We start from the raw sequence: 15,568 nt of genomic DNA, 5'->3' as shown, positions 1-15,568 counted from the left end.
CATGACCCTTTCACTCACCGTCAAGCTTGCGGTGCTGATGCTGTTCGTCTGCAGCATCCTTTACGTGCACCTGCGCGGCAAGGCGCGCCTGCCGGTGCTGCGCCAGTTCGTCAACCACTCCGCGTTCTTCGCGCCGTACAACGCGCTGATGTACCTGTTTTCCGCCGTGCCGTCCAAGCCGTACCTGGACCGCAGCAAATTCCCCGAGCTGGACCTGCTCAAGGACAACTGGGAAGTCATTCGCGAAGAGGCCATGCACCTGTTCGACGAGGGCTACATCCGCGCCGCCGAGAAGAACAACGACGCCGGTTTCGGCTCGTTCTTCAAAAAGGGCTGGAAGCGTTTCTACCTCAAGTGGTACGACCAGCCCCTGCCGTCGGCCGTGGCCCTGTGCCCCAAGACCGTTGAGCTGGTCAGCCGCATCCCCAACGTCAAGGGCGCGATGTTCGCGCTGCTGCCGGGCGGCAGCCACCTGAACCCGCACCGTGACCCCTTTGCCGGTTCGCTGCGCTACCACCTGGGCCTGTCGACGCCGAACTCCGACGCCTGTCGCATCTTCGTCGATGGTCAGGAGTACGCTTGGCGTGATGGCGAAGACGTGATGTTCGATGAGACCTACGTGCACTGGGTCAAGAACGAAACCGACTTCACTCGCGTGATTCTGTTCTGTGACGTCGAGCGTCCACTGAGCAGCCGCCTGATGGGCCGCGTCAACCGCGCCGTCAGCGCCTTCCTGGGCCGCGCCACGGCGCCGCAGAACGTTGACGAAGAACGCGTGGGCGGCATCAACCAGGCCTACGCCTGGAGCAAGCGCTTCAGCGACGGCATTGCCGGCAAGGTGAAGAAATTCAAGCGCGCCAACCCCAAGGCCTACCGCGTGCTGCGGCCAGTGCTGGCGGTGGTGGTGCTGACAGCCCTGGGCTACTGGCTGTTCGGCTAAGCCCTGTGCCCCGGCCGTTCGGCCGGGGCCTCTTTGCTCAACCCAGCACGGCAACGCCGGCGCGGGCGATCTGGGCGTCAAATTCCGACTTCACACCCGATACGCCGACTGCGCCAATCACCTGGCCGTCGTGGATGATCGGCACTGCGCCTTCCAGGCAAGTCATGATGTCCACCGACAGGAACGAGTTGCGGCCGTTGTTGACCAGCTCTTCGTAGTACTTCGACTCGCGGCCGCTGATGGCCGAGGTGCGGGCCTTTTCCGGGGCCAGGTAGGCAGTGCTGGCGGCGGCGCCATCCAGGCGTTCCAGGGCCAGCAAGTGGCCGCCATCGTCGACGACGGCGATGCTCACCGCCCAGTCGTTCTGTTGTGCTTCAGCGCGGGCAGCGGCGAGGATTCGCGTGGTTTCAGTGTGGCCCAGTACGGCTTTGGTACGCATCGATCAGTCCTTTTATTGGGTGGGGCGTCGGCCGTTATCTTCACACGGGGCGGGATGCTTTGTCCCATGAATGACGACTTATCACTGCGGCCGCGATGCCTGGGCTAGAGGGATTAACCCCAGCGTGACCGACCTGCTGTAGCAGCGGCCGCCAGGTCGCGTCACAGGCGCCGCGGTCTACCTGATGCACCGTGTGAGCCCGACGCCGCCTTCGGCAGCTGCTACAGAGGCTACCCATCGCCCTGACATCACGCTTGTCAGCATCAGCTCGGCATGGTTATAGTCCTGCAACCTTTGAACACGAGTCACCCATGGCCATCTCCTGCTCCCTCACCCGCACTCCGCGCACAGCTCACGCTGTCGGCGCGCCGCGCGTGAATCAGCAGCCGGCCATGCTCGGCCAATACCCCCCTCCTGTCGTTCAGACGCTTGTGTGTGCAGTCGTTGCGCACGTTGCTGGCGTTGTTTCTGCGGTCTGACCCGCACATCAAAACACTGAATCCGGCTATCTAGCCGCGCTGGCCTTGATTGGCCCGAATGACAGGTGCATCACATGTTTGCCTTTTCGAAAGAATCCGTGGCCTCGGCGGCTACGGCGACGCTGTTCGTGCTGCTGTGGAGCAGCGCTGCCATTTTCTCCAAATGGGGCCTGGCCCACGCCTCCGCCTTCGCTTTCCTGCTGTGCCGCTTCGCCATCGCCCTGACGGCGCTGGTGCTGTTGATCCCCGTGCTCAAGCTGCGCTTGCCCACCACAGCAAAGGGCCTGGGGTACGCCTTCGCCACGGGGCTGGTGCTGTTGGGCGCCTACCAGAGCTTTTACATCCTGGCCCTGAGCTCGAAAGTCACCCCCGGGGTGATGGCCACGGTCATGGGTGTTCAACCGATCCTCACGGTGGTGCTGATGGAGCGCCGGTTTTCCCCGAGCCGTCTGCTCGGCCTGGTGATGGGCCTGGCGGGCCTGGTGCTGGTGGTGTTCCAGAGCATCAGCATGGCCGGCATGTCGATGCTCGGCATGCTCTTCGCGGTGCTGGCGCTGCTGTGCATGACGCTGGGCTCGATGATGCAGAAGCGCATCACCCACGAGCCGCTGGGCACGCTGCCGGTGCAATACGCGGCGGGTCTGTTGCTGTGTGCAGTGTTCACGCCCAGCCAGCCGTTCCATATCGAGCACAGCCTGGGGTTCTACGTGCCGGTGCTGTACATGGGGCTGGTGATCTCCGTGCTGGCGACCTTGCTGCTGTACCGGTTGATTGCGCGGGGTAACCTGGTGAACGTGACCAGCCTGTTCTACCTGGTGCCGGCGGTGACGGCGATCATGGATTGGCTGATCTTTGGTAACCGGTTGGCGTTGCTGAGTATCGGCGGGATGGGCTTGATCGTGCTGGGGCTGGTGTTCGTGTTTCGCAAGGCCTGACCCTGTAGCCGCTGCCGCCAGGCTGCGCTGGCCCTCAAATACGCTGAAGATCTCCAGTAGGGCACAGGGCCAGCGCAGCCTGGCGGCAGCGGCTACAGGTTTTTACGCTTCAGCGTCTCACTGGGCAACTCATCAAACAACGCCCGATAGCTGCTGGAAAACCGCCCCAAATGCCAGAACGACCAATGCATCGCCACCTCGGCTACCGTGGTGGCGCTGCCCTGGGCGGTCAGCAGTTCGCGATGGGCATTGTTCAAGCGCTTTAGCCGCAGCCACTGCGCCGGCGCCATCCCGGTGTAGGCCTTGAACGCCTGCTGCAACTGGCGCAGCGACACTTCGGCGACGTTGGCCAGCTCCACCAGGTTCAACGTCTCATCCGGCACATCGGCGGCCCATTCGAACACCCGCTTCATGATGCGCCGCTCGGCCGCGCGGCGGTGCAGGGCGCTGCCGTCCAGGCCCACCGAGGCGTTGTCGAGAATGAACAGGCAATCGTCGAGCAACTGCGCCATCAGCGCTTCACGGTCAGGCGCCTGTTCGGTCTGGGCCAAGCGCGTGAGGGTGCTGCTCAGCCAGCGGGTGAACAGGCTGTTCTGCCGGCAACTGAGCGGGGCCATGAACAGGCCTTGCAAGCGGGCGCTGTCCAGTCCATGGTCACGCACGAATTGCGGGCCGAACACCACGGCCACTTCGCGGTAGTTCTCCGGGGTGATCCAGATGTTGCGGCTTTCGCCATTGAGCAGGTACAGCGATTGCTCACTCAGGTCGAAGCAGAACGCCAGCGAGCCTTTGGGCGCGTTGAAGTGCTGCTCCACGCGGGTGTTCATGCCTTCTTCGTAAATTTCCACGCCCTGCAGGTCCAGGTAGCGGATCTGGCCACGGAAATGGCCCGGCGACATCTGCTGGTAATCCTGCACCCAGCCGGGGGTGGCGCGGATCTGCTCGGCAAAGCTGCCGGTATTGAAGGCCTGGACGTGAAGCGTGGAAGGCTCTTTCATGCGATAACCTGGCGCACCATTGTGGTGCATGTAGGCGTGCGTAAAATGGATAGATGGTTATAAGACGCTTAAGCAAGATATAAGGGAACGCGTAACAGGGGAAGACATGCCCCATGCACGCCGTGCAAAAAACATGCAAGATCGACCCAGACAAAACCATTACGAGGTCTTTATGAATGCCCCCTTCGACCAACTGTCCAGTTGGCTGAAAGATCACAAGATTACCGAGGTTGAATGCGTGGTCAGCGACCTGACTGGCATCGCCCGCGGCAAAATAGCACCCACCAACAAATTCCTGCATGAGCGAGGCATGCGCCTGCCGGAAAGTGTGCTGTTGCAAACGGTAACAGGGGACTTTGTCGACGACGACATTTACTACGACCTGCTGGACCCGGCCGACATCGACATGATCTGCCGCCCGGACCCGTCCTCGATCTACGTGATCCCGTGGGCCATCGAGCCCACCGCCATCGTGATCCACGACACTTTCGACAAGCACGGCAACCCGGTGGAACTGTCGCCGCGCAACGTGTTGAAGAAAGTGCTGAAGCTGTATGCCGACCACGGCTGGCAGCCCATCGTGGCGCCGGAAATGGAGTTCTACCTGACCCAGCGCTGCGAAGACCCGGACCTGCCCCTGCGCGCGCCGCTGGGCCGCTCGGGCCGTGCCGAAAGCGGCCGGCAGTCGTTCTCCATCGACGCCGCCAACGAATTCGACCCGCTGTTCGAAGACGTCTACGACTGGTGCGAAGCCCAGGGCCTGGACCTGGACACGCTGATCCACGAAGACGGCCCGGCGCAGATGGAAATCAACTTCCGCCACGGCGACGCCCTGGACCTGGCCGACCAGATCACCATCTTCAAGCGCACCATGCGTGAAGCGGCGCTCAAGCACAACGTGACCGCCACCTTCATGGCCAAGCCGGTGGGCGACGAGCCCGGCAGCGCCATGCACCTGCACCAGAGCGTGATCGACATCGCCACCGGCAAGCCGATCTTCGTCAACGAAGACGGCAGCAAGAGCCAGCTGTTCCTCAACCACATTGGCGGGCTGCAGAAGTACATCCCCAAACTGCTGCCGATGTTCGCGCCCAACGTCAACTCGTTCCGCCGCTTCCTGCCCGACACCTCGGCGCCGGTGAACGTGGAGTGGGGCGAAGAGAACCGCACCGTGGGCCTGCGCGTACCCGACGCCAGCCCCGAAGCCATGCGCGTGGAAAACCGCCTGCCGGGCGCCGACGCCAACCCGTACCTGGCCATCGCCGCCAGCCTGCTGTGTGGCTACCTGGGCATGGTCGAGGGCATCGAGCCGAGCGCGCCGGTGGAAGGCCGCGCCTACGAGCGCCGCAACCTGCGCCTGCCGATCACCATCGAAGACGCACTGGCCCACATGGAAGAGTGCGACACCGTGATCAAGTACCTGGGCGAGAAGTTCGTCCGCGGTTACGTGGCGGTGAAACGCGCCGAGCATGAAAACTTCAAGCGGGTCATCAGCTCCTGGGAGCGCGAGTTCCTGCTGCTGAGCGTGTAGTTAAAAACCATTAGAAAAGTACCAACGGAGTGAGTCGAATGCGTTTACTGAAATCCATGCTTCCCGCAGCCCTGGCGCTGCTGTGCGCCACCGGCGCGCACGCTGAAGGCAGTGTCAGTGTCTATAACTGGACGGACTACATTGGTGACACGACCCTGGCGGACTTCACCGCCAAGACCGGCATCAAGGTGGTGTACGACGTGTTCGACTCCAACGAAACCCTGGAAGGCAAGTTGCTGGCCGGCCACACCGGCTACGACGTGGTGGTGCCTTCCAACCATTTCCTGGGGCGCCAGGTAAAGGCGGGGGCGTTCCTGAAACTGGACCGCTCGCAGTTGCCGAACTGGAAAAACCTGGACCCCAAACTCATGGCCCTGCTGGAAAAGAACGACCCGGGCAATGAGCACTCTGTCCCCTATCTGTGGGGCACCAACGGCATCGGCTACAACGTCGACAAGGTCAAGGAAGTGCTGGGCGTGGACCACATCGATTCGTGGGCCGTGCTGTTCGAACCCGAGAACATGAAGAAGCTGTCCAAGTGCGGCGTGTCGATGATGGACTCGGCCGACGAACTGTTCCCGGCGGTGCTCAACTACATGGGCATGGACCCGCGCAGCAACGACCCCAAGGACTACGCCAAGGCCAAGGCCAAGCTCAAGGCCGTGCGCCCCTACGTGACTTACTTCCACTCGTCCAAGTACGTGTCGGACCTGGCCAACGGCAACATCTGTGTGGCCTTCGGCTACTCGGGTGACGTGTTCCAGGCCGCCAACCGTGCCAAGGAAGCCAAGAACAACGTGCACATCGCCTACGCCATTCCCAAGGAAGGCGCCAACCTGTGGTTCGACCTGCTGGCCATCCCTGCCGACGCCGCTGACGTGAAAGAGGCCCACGCCTTCATCAACAACCTGCTCGACCCGCAGGTCATCGCCAAGGTCAGCGCCACCGTGGGTTACGCCAACCCCAACCCGGCCTCCAACCAGTACATGGACAAGGACCTGCTGACTAACCCCGAGGTTTATCCGTCTCAGGAAGTGCTGGACAAGCTGTATATTTCCACCGCCCCGACGCCGGCCATCATGCGCTTGATGACCCGCGACTGGACCGACATCAAGTCAAACCGCTGACAGCGAGAAGTGTGATGGTGATGCAATCAGAACATGCCCGGTCGTATTACGCTGCCACCGCCGGCCAGATGCCTGACTACCCCTGCCTGGGGGAGGATCTGGTGGTTGATGTGTGCGTGATCGGCGGTGGCTTCACCGGCGTCAACACGGCCCTGGAACTGGCCGGACGCGGTTTGTCGGTGGTGCTGCTGGAAGGGCGGCGAATCGGCTGGGGCGCGAGTGGCCGCAACGGCGGGCAACTGATCCGTGGTATCGGCCACGCGGTGGACGGCTTTGCCCGCTACGTGGGCAATGACGGCGTGCGCTACCTGGAACAGGCCGGCATCGAGTCGGTGGCCGTGGTGCGCGAACGCATCGAGGCCAACCATATCGATTGCGATCTGCGCTGGGGCTTCTGCGAGCTGGCCAACACCGCGGCGCAGTTCGCGGCGTTCGCCGATGAACAGCGCTGGCTGGGCGACATCGGCTACGGCCATGAAACCCGCATCGTCGGCCCCGCGCAGATGCACGAAGTGGTGGCGTCCGACCAGTACGCCGGTGGTTTCATCGACATGGGTTCAGGGCATCTGCACCCGCTGCGTCTGGTGCTGGCCGAGGCTCGGCTGGCCCAGGCCCAGGGCGTGCGCATCTTCGAGAACAGCCCGGCGCTGGAGATTATCCATGGCAGCACGGTGCAGGTGCGTTGCGCCGGTGGCACCGTGCGCGCCGGCCATCTGGTACTGGGCTGCAACGCCCACCTGGATGACCTTGAGCCGCGTCTGAGTGGCAAAGTGCTGCCGGCCGGCAGCTACATCATCACCACCGAACCGCTGAGCCGCGAAGTGGCGCAGAGCCTGATCCCCCTGGACCTGGCCCTGTGCGACCAGAAAGTCGGCCTGGACTACTACCGGCTGACGGCTGATCGCCGCCTGCTGTTTGGCGGCGCCTGCCATTACTCCGGTAAAGACCCGGCCGACATCGGCGCCTACATGCGGCCGAAGATGCTCAAGGTGTTTCCGCAACTGGCCAACGTCAAGCTGGACTACCAGTGGGGCGGGATGATCGGCATCACCGCCAATCGTTTCCCGCAGGTAGGGCGCTTGAGCCAGCACCCGAATGTCTACTATGCCCAGGGCTACAGCGGGCATGGGGTCAACGTCACTCACTGGACGGCGAAACTGCTGGCCGAGGCCATCCATGCCGGCCATAGCCACGGTTTCGACGTGTTCAGCAAAGTGCCGCACATGACCTTCCCGGGCGGCAAGGCCCTGCGCTCGCCGCTGCTGGCGCTGGGCATGGCCTGGTACCGTCTCAAGGAAATCCTGGGCTGATTAGCGTCGCCTCTGACGCCGCCTTCGGCAGCTGCTACACAATCCTGTAGCAGCTGCCGAAGGCGGCGTCAGGGCCTTACCGATACTATGAAGCCTTCGTAGGCCGCAACACCAGATACAACGCCACCCCAATCAACACCCCGCCATACAGGTGTGCCCACGACAGCGGCTCACCCAGCAACATCGCCCCCCACAACACCCCGAACGCCGGGATCATGAAGGTCACCGTACTGGACTTCACCGGCCCGATGTCGCTCAGCAGGCGGAAGTACAGGATGTACGCGAACGCGGTGCACAACAGCCCCAACCCCAGCAACGAGCCCCACACCTCCCAGCCACCCCAACTGGCCGGCGGCGCGACGGCCACGCTGACCGCGAACAGCGGCGTCAGCAGCAAAGTGGCGCCCAGCATGCTGCCCAGCGCCGACAGGCGCGGGTCCAGGCCGCCTTGCTGGTCCAGCCAGCGGCGCGCCAGGAAGCCGGCGAAGCCGTAGCAGGTGGTGGCCAGCAGGCAGGACAGGGCGCCCATGGCCAGTTGCAGGTCGAAGGCAACCGGGCCTGCACGGGTGAGGATGCCTACCCCCAACAGGCCGGCGAACACGCCCAGCAGCTTGATGGGCGTCAGGCGCTCGTGGAAGAACAGGCCGCCGATCAACACGCCCATCAGCGGCGTGGTGGCGTTGAAGATCGCCGAGTAGCCCGCCGGCAGCACCTGGGCGGCCACCGAGTAGAGGGTGGCGGGCAGGCCGGAGTTGATCATGCCCAGCAGCAGGCAGGTCTTGAGCTTGCCGTTGAAGGCCCACTTCACGCGCATCAGGCCCAGAATCACCAGCAGCCCGGTGGCAGCGATGGCGACGCGGAAAAACGCCGTGGGGAAGGCGCCCAGCACCGGGGCAATGACGCGCATGAACAGGAAGCTGGCACCCCAGACGGCGGCCAGCAACAGCATGTTCATGAGGGAGGCAGGTTTCACGCAGATCTCCTGATCCGGTTGGGCGGGGCGCAAGTGTCCATGAGGTGGTTGGTATTGGCAACTTGGCTGTGTGGGGGATGCTGCTGGCCTCATCGCGAGCAAGCTTTGCTCCCACAGTGTTGAGCCCAATACTGGTGTATGGCTCAACACTGTGGGAGCAAAGCTTGCTCGCGATGAGGCCCTCCAGAACAACACCGCCATCCCGGCTGCTACGCTTTGGGTTCGCCCACCGCAGAGGCTCGAGACCCATGGCGCAACAATGGCCGGCCGCCGACATCGCCCGTACCATCCTCGATGGTTTCGACGATTATCGCGAACATTTCCGCCTGATCACCGACGGCGCCCGCGTCCGCTTTGAGCAGGCCCACTGGCAGGCTATCCAGGAAGCCTCGGCGGCGCGCATCAATCTGTACGAAGCCAAGGTCAGCCAGACCGTCAGCGCCCTGCGCGAAGGCTTCGACGCGGGAGTACTGATGGACGTCGGCCAATGGCCCTTGGTCAAAAGCGCCTACATCCGCCTGATCGACCTGCGCTTCGACGATGAGCTGGCGGAAACCTGGTACAACTCGATTTTCTGCGGCCTGTTCAGCCATGACCTGATCACCGATGGCTGCATGTTCATCCACACCACGCGGCCGTCCCTGCGCGGCGAGCGGGCAGCGCAGACGCGTATCTACAAGCCTGACGGGCAACTGGCAGGCATGCTGGCCAAGGTGTTCCGCGATTACCGCTTCGATATGCCTTACGCCGACCTTGAAGGCGATATCCGCCGCCTGGAAGGCCATTTGCGCAGCCATCTGCCCGACTGGGTGTGCAAGGACAGCGAATTGCACCTGGAGCTGTTCTCCTCGGTGCTGTACCGCAACAAGGGCGCCTACCTGGTGGGCCGGCTGTACACCCGCGACGAGCAGTGGCCGGTGGCGATCCCCTTTCTGCACCGCGAAGGCGAGGGCATCCGCGTCGACGCCTTGATTACCGACGAAGCTGAAGTGTCGATCATCTTTTCCTTCACCCGTTCCTACTTCATGGTGGATGTGCCGGTGCCGGCCGAGTTCATCGGCTTCCTCAAGCGCATCCTGCCCGGCAAGCACATTGCCGAGCTGTACACCTCCATCGGCTTCTACAAACACGGCAAATCCGAGTTCTACCGAGCGCTGATCCGCCACCTGGCCTCCACCGACGACCGCTTCATCATGGCCCCCGGCGTGCGCGGCATGGTGATGTCAGTGTTTACCCTGCCGGGCTTCAACACGGTGTTCAAAATCATCAAGGACCGCTTCTCGCCGTCCAAGAACGTCGATCGCAACACGGTGATCGAGAAATACCGCCTGGTGAAAAGCGTCGACCGGGTGGGGCGCATGGCCGATACCCAGGAATTCGCCGACTTCCGCTTCCCCAAAAGCAAGTTCGAAGGCGATTGCCTGGCCGAGTTGCTGGAGGTTGCACCGTCCACCGTGCAGGTCGAAGGCGACACGGTGCTGATCCGCCACTGCTGGACCGAGCGGCGCATGACCCCGCTGAACCTGTACCTGGAAAGTGCCAACGAGCCCCAGGTGCGCGAGGCGCTGGAGGACTACGGCCTGGCCATCAAGCAACTGGCCGCCGCCAACATCTTCCCCGGCGACATGCTGCTGAAAAACTTCGGCGTCACCCGTCACGGCCGCGTGGTGTTCTACGACTACGACGAAATCAGCTACCTGACCGAGGTGAATTTCCGCGTCATCCCGCCGGCGCGCTTCCCGGAAGACGAGATGTCCTCGGAGCCCTGGTATTCCATCGGGCCCCACGACGTATTTCCCGAGGAGTTTCCGCCGTTCCTGTTCGCAGACGCCGGGCAGCGCAAGCTGTTCAGCCAGTTGCATGGCGAGCTGTACGATGCTGATTACTGGAAAGGGCTGCAGGGGGCCATCATGGATGGCAAGGTGATCGACGTGTTCCCGTATCGCCGCCAGCAGCGCGACAATGAATAGTTGTCAGAACAGCGAGCGCTGGGCCTGCAACACCAGGCTGCCGTCACACCAGCTGTTCTGCCCCGAATACGCTTCGCAGCTGGCGCCGCCCAGGCTGGAACCACTGTAGATCAGGTTGAGGTCCACGCCCATGAACGCACGCGACAGCTGCACCGACCAGTCGCTGAAACCGCGCACTTCGCTGCCATCACCGATGGTATAGGGGGTGTCGAGCTGATGGTCGCCCACCTTCACGCGCACGCCGAAATCCAGCAGCGGCACGTGGCCGAAGTCGGCGAACAGGGTGCTGTCGCGGCGGCCGGGGTCGTCGCTGAAGGCTGCGCCGAAGCGGGTGCTGAGCACGGTCAGGCCGGCGTACACCTCGTGGCTGTCATTGGTGGCAAGGTCGGGGAAGGTGTAGTGGATCACGCCCACTTCGTAGCCCAGCGTTGGGGTCAGCGAGCTCTTGAAGCCGGTGTAGGTGTCGATTTCCATGCTGGTGGACGCGGTCAGGCCCATGCTGGGTGTCCACTGGCCGAAATACCAACCGGTGTCGCTGCTGAGGTCCAGGCCGCCATGCACGGTATCGGAGGTGGCCGGCTTGACCAGGCCCTGGGCCATGCTGCGGGCGGGGCTGGTGCCAAATTGCAGGTTGTAGTCGCCCAGGTCACGCTGCAACAGTTGCGCGCTCGCACTCTGGGACGCCATCAAGGTGGCTGCAAGAACAAGGGTGAGCCTGAGCATCATGCTCCTCCCGGGCTGGAAGGTCCGATCTAGAGGGGCCAAGCATACCGGGCAAACGTTTCCGTTTCATACCGTTCATCGGCTTTATGTGCGCCGATTGGCAGAAAGGCTAAGCGGGGGAGGGTACAGCGCAGGCAGTGGGCCGGGCGGCCCACAAGCCTTGGGAGGCAGCGCGGGTTATTTCTTGCCCAGGCTGATGTGGCGCGACGGCGTGAAAGTCTGGCCGCTGACGCCCTTGGCGATCTGCTGGATTTCACCACCGGATTTAAGGAAGGCAGCGATCTGGTCGTTGATCGATTCGCTGGTTTCCACGGCCGGAGCGGGCTTGGCTTTGCTGTTGGAGGCTTTAACACGCATGGCTGCCATTCACCTGTGCAATATTCAATACGGCCGGTGATTATACCGCAAAGCCCCTTTACTTGCTGGGCTAATATTGTCCGGGAAAGGCGTGAATAGTAATTTGTCAATCATCCGTTTAATTTTCAATAATCGGCCGTAAGCGCTTGTTTTAATGGGAAAGTTTATGGCGCGAAATGGCGGTCGGGGCGCGGGCGGGCTGATGTGGCGACCAGTGGTCTGACGAACGGGGCGCCAAGCCCTTGAAAATCAAGGGCTGGCGCGGCGGGGCAGCGGCAGCCGGGGATCTGGGGTAGAATGCGCGCACGTAACGAGGGTTTTTAGAAATGGCTTTAGTCGGTCGCTACAACAGTTTGCAAGTGGTTAAACATACGGACTTCGGTTTATATCTGGACGGTGGCGCCGACGGCGAAATACTGCTGCCCAACCGTTATATTCCCAAAGACATTCCCAGTGAAGATGAAGACTGGTTGAATGTATTCGTTTATCTGGACAGCGAAGACAAGTTGCTGGCCACCACGGAAAAGCCGAAAGTTCAGGTGGGCGAGTTTGCCAGCCTGAAAGTGGTCGAGATCAACAGCATTGGCGTGTTCCTGGATTGGGGCCTGCCCAAGGACCTGCTGCTGCCTTACTCGGAAGAGAAGCGCGAGCTCAAGCAGGGCGACTACTGCGTGGTGCACGTCTACCTGGACAAGCGCACCAAGCGTATCACCGCCACCGCGCGCCTGGACCGCTACCTGGACAAGTTGCCGGCCAACTACAGCGTGGGTCAGGAAGTGAACTTGCTGGTGGCCGAAGAAACCGACATGGGTTTCAAGGCCATCATCAACAACAAGCACTGGGGTTTGATCCACAAGAACGAAGTGTTCAAGTTCCTGCGCTCGGGCAAAGAGGAAAAGGGCTTTATCAAGGAGCTGCGCAGCGACGGCAAGATTGCCCTCAGCCTGCAGCCGATCGGTGAGCAACTGACCAGCAGCCTGCACAACCAGATCCTCAGCAAGTTGCGCGACAACAACGGCGTGCTGCCGGTGAGCGACAAGAGCGACCCGCAAGTGATCAGCGGGCTGTTCGGCGTGAGCAAGGGCAACTTCAAGAAGGCCATCGGCGCCCTCTACAAGGAAGGCAAGCTGGTGATTCATGCCGACCGCATCGAATTGACCTGAAGCCCTTGAGCTAGACACCCGGCGTGAACTTTTTGCGCCGGGCCTGGGCCTACACTGTACGAACCCCCTTCGAGGCAGTGTACCGATGAAAAAAGCCCTGATCGCCTACGTCAGCACCCTTCTGGTCATCCTGATTCTCGACGCCCTGTGGCTGGGCGTGCTCATGAGTCCCACCTACAAACAGATGCTCGGCTCTCTGATGCGCGACAAGCCGCTGCTGGGGCCTGCGGCAGGGTTTTACCTGCTGTATGCGCTGGGCGTGGTGGTGTTTGCGGTGTGGCCGGGGGTGAATGCCGGCAGCGTCTGGCGCGGGTTGGGGCTGGGGGCAATGCTGGGGCTGATTGCCTACGGCACCTATGACCTGACCAACTGGGCGACGATTGTGGCGTGGCCGCCGTTGCTGGTGTTCATCGATATGGCCTGGGGCGTGGTGGTGTCGGCCCTGGCGGCGGCGGTGGGGGTGTGGGTTACGACGAAGTGGGCGTGACCCTGTAGCCGCTGCCGCCAGGCTGCGCTGGCCCTCGTCCTCACAGAACATCTCCAGCGAGGCATAGGGCCAGCGCAGCCTTCGGCAGCGGCTACGGGTGTACGGCGGCGACAGCGTTTCAGCCTTGCAGAAACTGCACAAAGCCCACGCCCGCGCCCAACGGCCGCACGTCCTTGAGGAACGAATCCTTGTCGGCACTCAGCTCCAGGCTCACCGTCGACTTGCGCTTGCCCTCGTTGCGCACCACCAACCCTTCCATTTTCTCGCGGAAATAGGCGGTCGGCACCTTCAGGTGCAGCAACTGGTCGGTGCTGGGCGTGTGCATCAGCATGTGAATCCATTCGTACTGCCCGATCGCCAGGCGGCCCACCGGAATGTCGAACCAGAAAATGTTGCGACGGGCGTCGTGCAGGGTGAAATGGCAGTTGTTGACACCAAGCACCGCGCCGCCGAGTTCTTTGTTGCGGCGCGCGATGGCCAGGGGTTTGTCGAGTTTCATAGAAGTCCTACGCAAATGAAGCGTCAGCGCCGTGGCTGAATACGCGGTGCATTCTCAAGGTAAAACGCGCAAACATAAAGGCAAACCTGACGCCCTGCCGCCAAAAGCGGGCAGGGCGCAGGCCAGGGGTCAGCGAGGCAGGGCCTTGCTCAGCTCGGAAGTGGCGCCATCGGGGCTGGTGGCGGTCACGGTGAACGAGCGGTTGGGCTCTTTCACGTCCAGCGGGAAGCTGAAGTTGGCCACGCCGCGGCCGTTGGTGGACACATACACCTCGCCCAGGAAATTGGCAGCTTCGGTCTCGGTCGGCTTGGCGTTGCCAAACACTTCCACGCGGTAGCGGGCGTTGGGCTCGCCGCTCACTTCACCGTGCAGCCTGCCTGCAGCAATGGCGCGCAGCTTGGGCGTGGGCTGGTTGTGGTTGGGCAGTTGCTGGCAGTCGGCGGTGGCTGCGCCCTTGGCGGCGCAGATCACGGCCTTGCCGGCTTCCACGCCGGCGCCGCGGTTGCCCACGAAACTGGCGTTATCGGGGCCGGGCACGCCGATCACGATGGCGCCGGTGCGCTGGGTAGGGATGCAGGCGCCGCCGCTCTGGCAACGCTTCACGTCCTGGCTGTTGTCCCAGATGCGGTTGGCGCTGATGCGCGTGTTGTGGCTGACCGCCTCGGGGCGCAGGGCGATGCCGATGCGGTTGCTGTGGATCAGGTTGCCGTCCAGCAGGTTGTCGGCGCCGGTCACGCTGATGCCGATGGAGTTGCCGCTGAACACGTTGCCGCCCAGGTAGTTGCGGTCGCCGCCGTTGATCTGCACGCCGTCGGAATAGCCTTCGAAGCGGTTATGGGTGAGCGTGTTGTCGCTGGCCTGCATGATCTCCACGCCCTGGGAGACCTCGGGGGTCAGCTTGTTGGCGCGGAACAGGTTGTCGGCCAGCAGGTTGAACGCCGCGCCACGGGTCAGCTCAAGGCCGTCGCCGTTGTCGATCAGTTGGTTGCGCAGGATGCGGTTGTTGTTGGTGGTGTTGGCCGTGGCGTTGCCCTGGCCATCGTCGCCGGTCAGCATGATACCGGCACCGCCGCGGTTGTTGAGAATGCGGTTGTCGTGCACGGTACTGGTACCGGCGCGGTTGAGCAGTATGCCGATGCAGAAGTTGCGCACTTCCAGGCCGCTGATGTCCACGCCCTGGGTGTCGCGTACGGTCAGGCCGGGGTTGCTCAGGGTGCGCACGTTGGCGCCTGACTGGCCAGCCAAAGCGCCTGGGCAGGCCTTGGCGGTGTCGCCCTGCACATAGGCCGAACCGTCGATGGCGATGAAGTCGCCGCTGTGTTTCCAGGCCGCGCCTTCGATCACCACCGGGCCCTTGATGTCCGGCAGGGCCGAAGCCGGCTTGATCACAAAGGGCGCGCTGCCCACCGCCTGGATCTCGATGCGGTAATGGCCGGGGTTCTGGTTGTTCTGCTCGATGGCCCAGCGCAGGGTGCCATCCTTGCCGTCGTCGGCGTAGCTGTTGACCACCAGGGTCTGTGGCGCATCCGCGGTCGCGGTCGGCTCGTCCGCGTGGGCTGTCACCACGGGCAAGGCCAGCAGCAGGGCTGCCAGTACGGGAGAAACACGCATGAGTATCGATTCCGGGAAAACACTGT

General features: G+C 62.8%; 15 protein-coding genes. 8 read left to right on the top strand and 7 right to left on the bottom strand.

Translation table 11 applies throughout. The features are described 5' to 3' along the window. Position 1 precedes the first annotated feature (1 nt). Entirely contained in the window at positions 2-940 is a 939-nt protein-coding gene (locus ACZ9GA_RS22480; RefSeq protein WP_457360690.1) for an aspartyl/asparaginyl beta-hydroxylase domain-containing protein, read from the top strand. Positions 941-977: 37 nt separating this feature from the next. On the opposite strand, the gene ACZ9GA_RS22475 is transcribed toward ACZ9GA_RS22480, so the two are convergent. Beyond that, complete coding sequence (locus ACZ9GA_RS22475; protein WP_457360691.1) at positions 978-1,379, bottom strand: heme-binding protein; 402 nt, start codon at positions 1,377-1,379, stop codon at positions 978-980. Between the two features lie 553 nt (positions 1,380-1,932). Between ACZ9GA_RS22475 and ACZ9GA_RS22470 the strand changes: the two genes are divergently transcribed. Beyond that, positions 1,933-2,793, top strand: coding sequence for a DMT family transporter (locus ACZ9GA_RS22470; RefSeq protein ID WP_457360692.1), 861 nt, complete (start codon positions 1,933-1,935; stop codon positions 2,791-2,793). A 92-nt stretch (positions 2,794-2,885) separates the two neighbouring features. Here ACZ9GA_RS22470 and ACZ9GA_RS22465 read toward each other — a convergent pair whose 3' ends face one another. After that, on the bottom strand, positions 2,886-3,791 hold the full coding sequence (locus tag ACZ9GA_RS22465; RefSeq protein ID WP_457360693.1) for a helix-turn-helix domain-containing protein: 906 nt from the start codon (positions 3,789-3,791) through the stop codon (positions 2,886-2,888). A 172-nt stretch (positions 3,792-3,963) separates the two neighbouring features. Here ACZ9GA_RS22465 and ACZ9GA_RS22460 point away from each other — a divergent pair, with 172 nt between their 5' ends. Genes ACZ9GA_RS22460 through ACZ9GA_RS22450 form a run of 3 tightly spaced genes read left to right on the top strand, consistent with a single transcriptional unit; the run spans position 3,964 to position 7,759 of the window. Beyond that, the gene (locus ACZ9GA_RS22460; protein WP_455924301.1) at positions 3,964-5,322 is read left to right on the top strand and encodes a glutamine synthetase family protein; all 1,359 of its coding nucleotides are present in this window, start codon (positions 3,964-3,966) and stop codon (positions 5,320-5,322) included. Between the two features lie 38 nt (positions 5,323-5,360). Then, positions 5,361-6,449 carry a polyamine ABC transporter substrate-binding protein gene (locus ACZ9GA_RS22455; RefSeq protein WP_455924302.1) on the top strand — a complete coding sequence of 363 codons (1,089 nt, stop codon included), beginning with the start codon at positions 5,361-5,363 and terminating at the stop codon, positions 6,447-6,449. 20 nt (positions 6,450-6,469) lie between these two features. Next, positions 6,470-7,759: an NAD(P)/FAD-dependent oxidoreductase gene (locus tag ACZ9GA_RS22450; RefSeq protein ID WP_457360694.1), complete on the top strand. Its 1,290-nt coding sequence runs from the start codon at positions 6,470-6,472 to the stop codon at positions 7,757-7,759. Between the two features lie 85 nt (positions 7,760-7,844). Here the strand turns inward: ACZ9GA_RS22450 and ACZ9GA_RS22445 are convergent, their stop codons facing one another. Further along, a complete protein-coding gene (locus tag ACZ9GA_RS22445; protein ID WP_457363670.1) occupies positions 7,845-8,714 on the bottom strand; it encodes a DMT family transporter in 870 nt (289 codons plus the stop codon). Between the two features lie 266 nt (positions 8,715-8,980). Here ACZ9GA_RS22445 and aceK point away from each other — a divergent pair, with 266 nt between their 5' ends. Continuing rightward, positions 8,981-10,702 carry a bifunctional isocitrate dehydrogenase kinase/phosphatase gene (gene aceK / locus ACZ9GA_RS22440; RefSeq protein ID WP_457360695.1) on the top strand — a complete coding sequence of 574 codons (1,722 nt, stop codon included), beginning with the start codon at positions 8,981-8,983 and terminating at the stop codon, positions 10,700-10,702. A 3-nt stretch (positions 10,703-10,705) separates the two neighbouring features. Here aceK and ACZ9GA_RS22435 read toward each other — a convergent pair whose 3' ends face one another. Together ACZ9GA_RS22435 and ACZ9GA_RS22430 are read right to left on the bottom strand one after the other, a co-directional pair. Further along, positions 10,706-11,425 (bottom strand): TorF family putative porin, encoded by a 720-nt coding sequence (locus ACZ9GA_RS22435; protein WP_457360696.1) that lies wholly within the window; start codon positions 11,423-11,425, stop codon positions 10,706-10,708. A gap of 177 nt (positions 11,426-11,602) precedes the next feature. Then, positions 11,603-11,791 carry a hypothetical protein gene (locus ACZ9GA_RS22430; protein WP_027977102.1) on the bottom strand — a complete coding sequence of 63 codons (189 nt, stop codon included), beginning with the start codon at positions 11,789-11,791 and terminating at the stop codon, positions 11,603-11,605. 317 nt (positions 11,792-12,108) lie between these two features. Here ACZ9GA_RS22430 and ACZ9GA_RS22425 point away from each other — a divergent pair, with 317 nt between their 5' ends. After that, positions 12,109-12,945: a CvfB family protein gene (locus ACZ9GA_RS22425; RefSeq protein ID WP_455926516.1), complete on the top strand. Its 837-nt coding sequence runs from the start codon at positions 12,109-12,111 to the stop codon at positions 12,943-12,945. An 85-nt stretch (positions 12,946-13,030) separates the two neighbouring features. Then, positions 13,031-13,432 (top strand): DUF2177 family protein, encoded by a 402-nt coding sequence (locus ACZ9GA_RS22420; RefSeq protein WP_457360697.1) that lies wholly within the window; start codon positions 13,031-13,033, stop codon positions 13,430-13,432. 118 nt (positions 13,433-13,550) lie between these two features. Here the strand turns inward: ACZ9GA_RS22420 and ACZ9GA_RS22415 are convergent, their stop codons facing one another. Both ACZ9GA_RS22415 and ACZ9GA_RS22410 read right to left on the bottom strand, forming a co-directional pair. Further along, positions 13,551-13,931: a hypothetical protein gene (locus ACZ9GA_RS22415; protein WP_455926502.1), complete on the bottom strand. Its 381-nt coding sequence runs from the start codon at positions 13,929-13,931 to the stop codon at positions 13,551-13,553. Positions 13,932-14,060: 129 nt separating this feature from the next. Next, a complete protein-coding gene (locus ACZ9GA_RS22410; RefSeq protein ID WP_457360698.1) occupies positions 14,061-15,542 on the bottom strand; it encodes a right-handed parallel beta-helix repeat-containing protein in 1,482 nt (493 codons plus the stop codon). Positions 15,543-15,568 lie beyond the last annotated feature (26 nt).

The sequence above is a fragment of the Pseudomonas sp. TE3644 genome (assembly GCF_056278815.1).
This window is presented reverse-complemented; position numbering and strand designations above follow the sequence as displayed.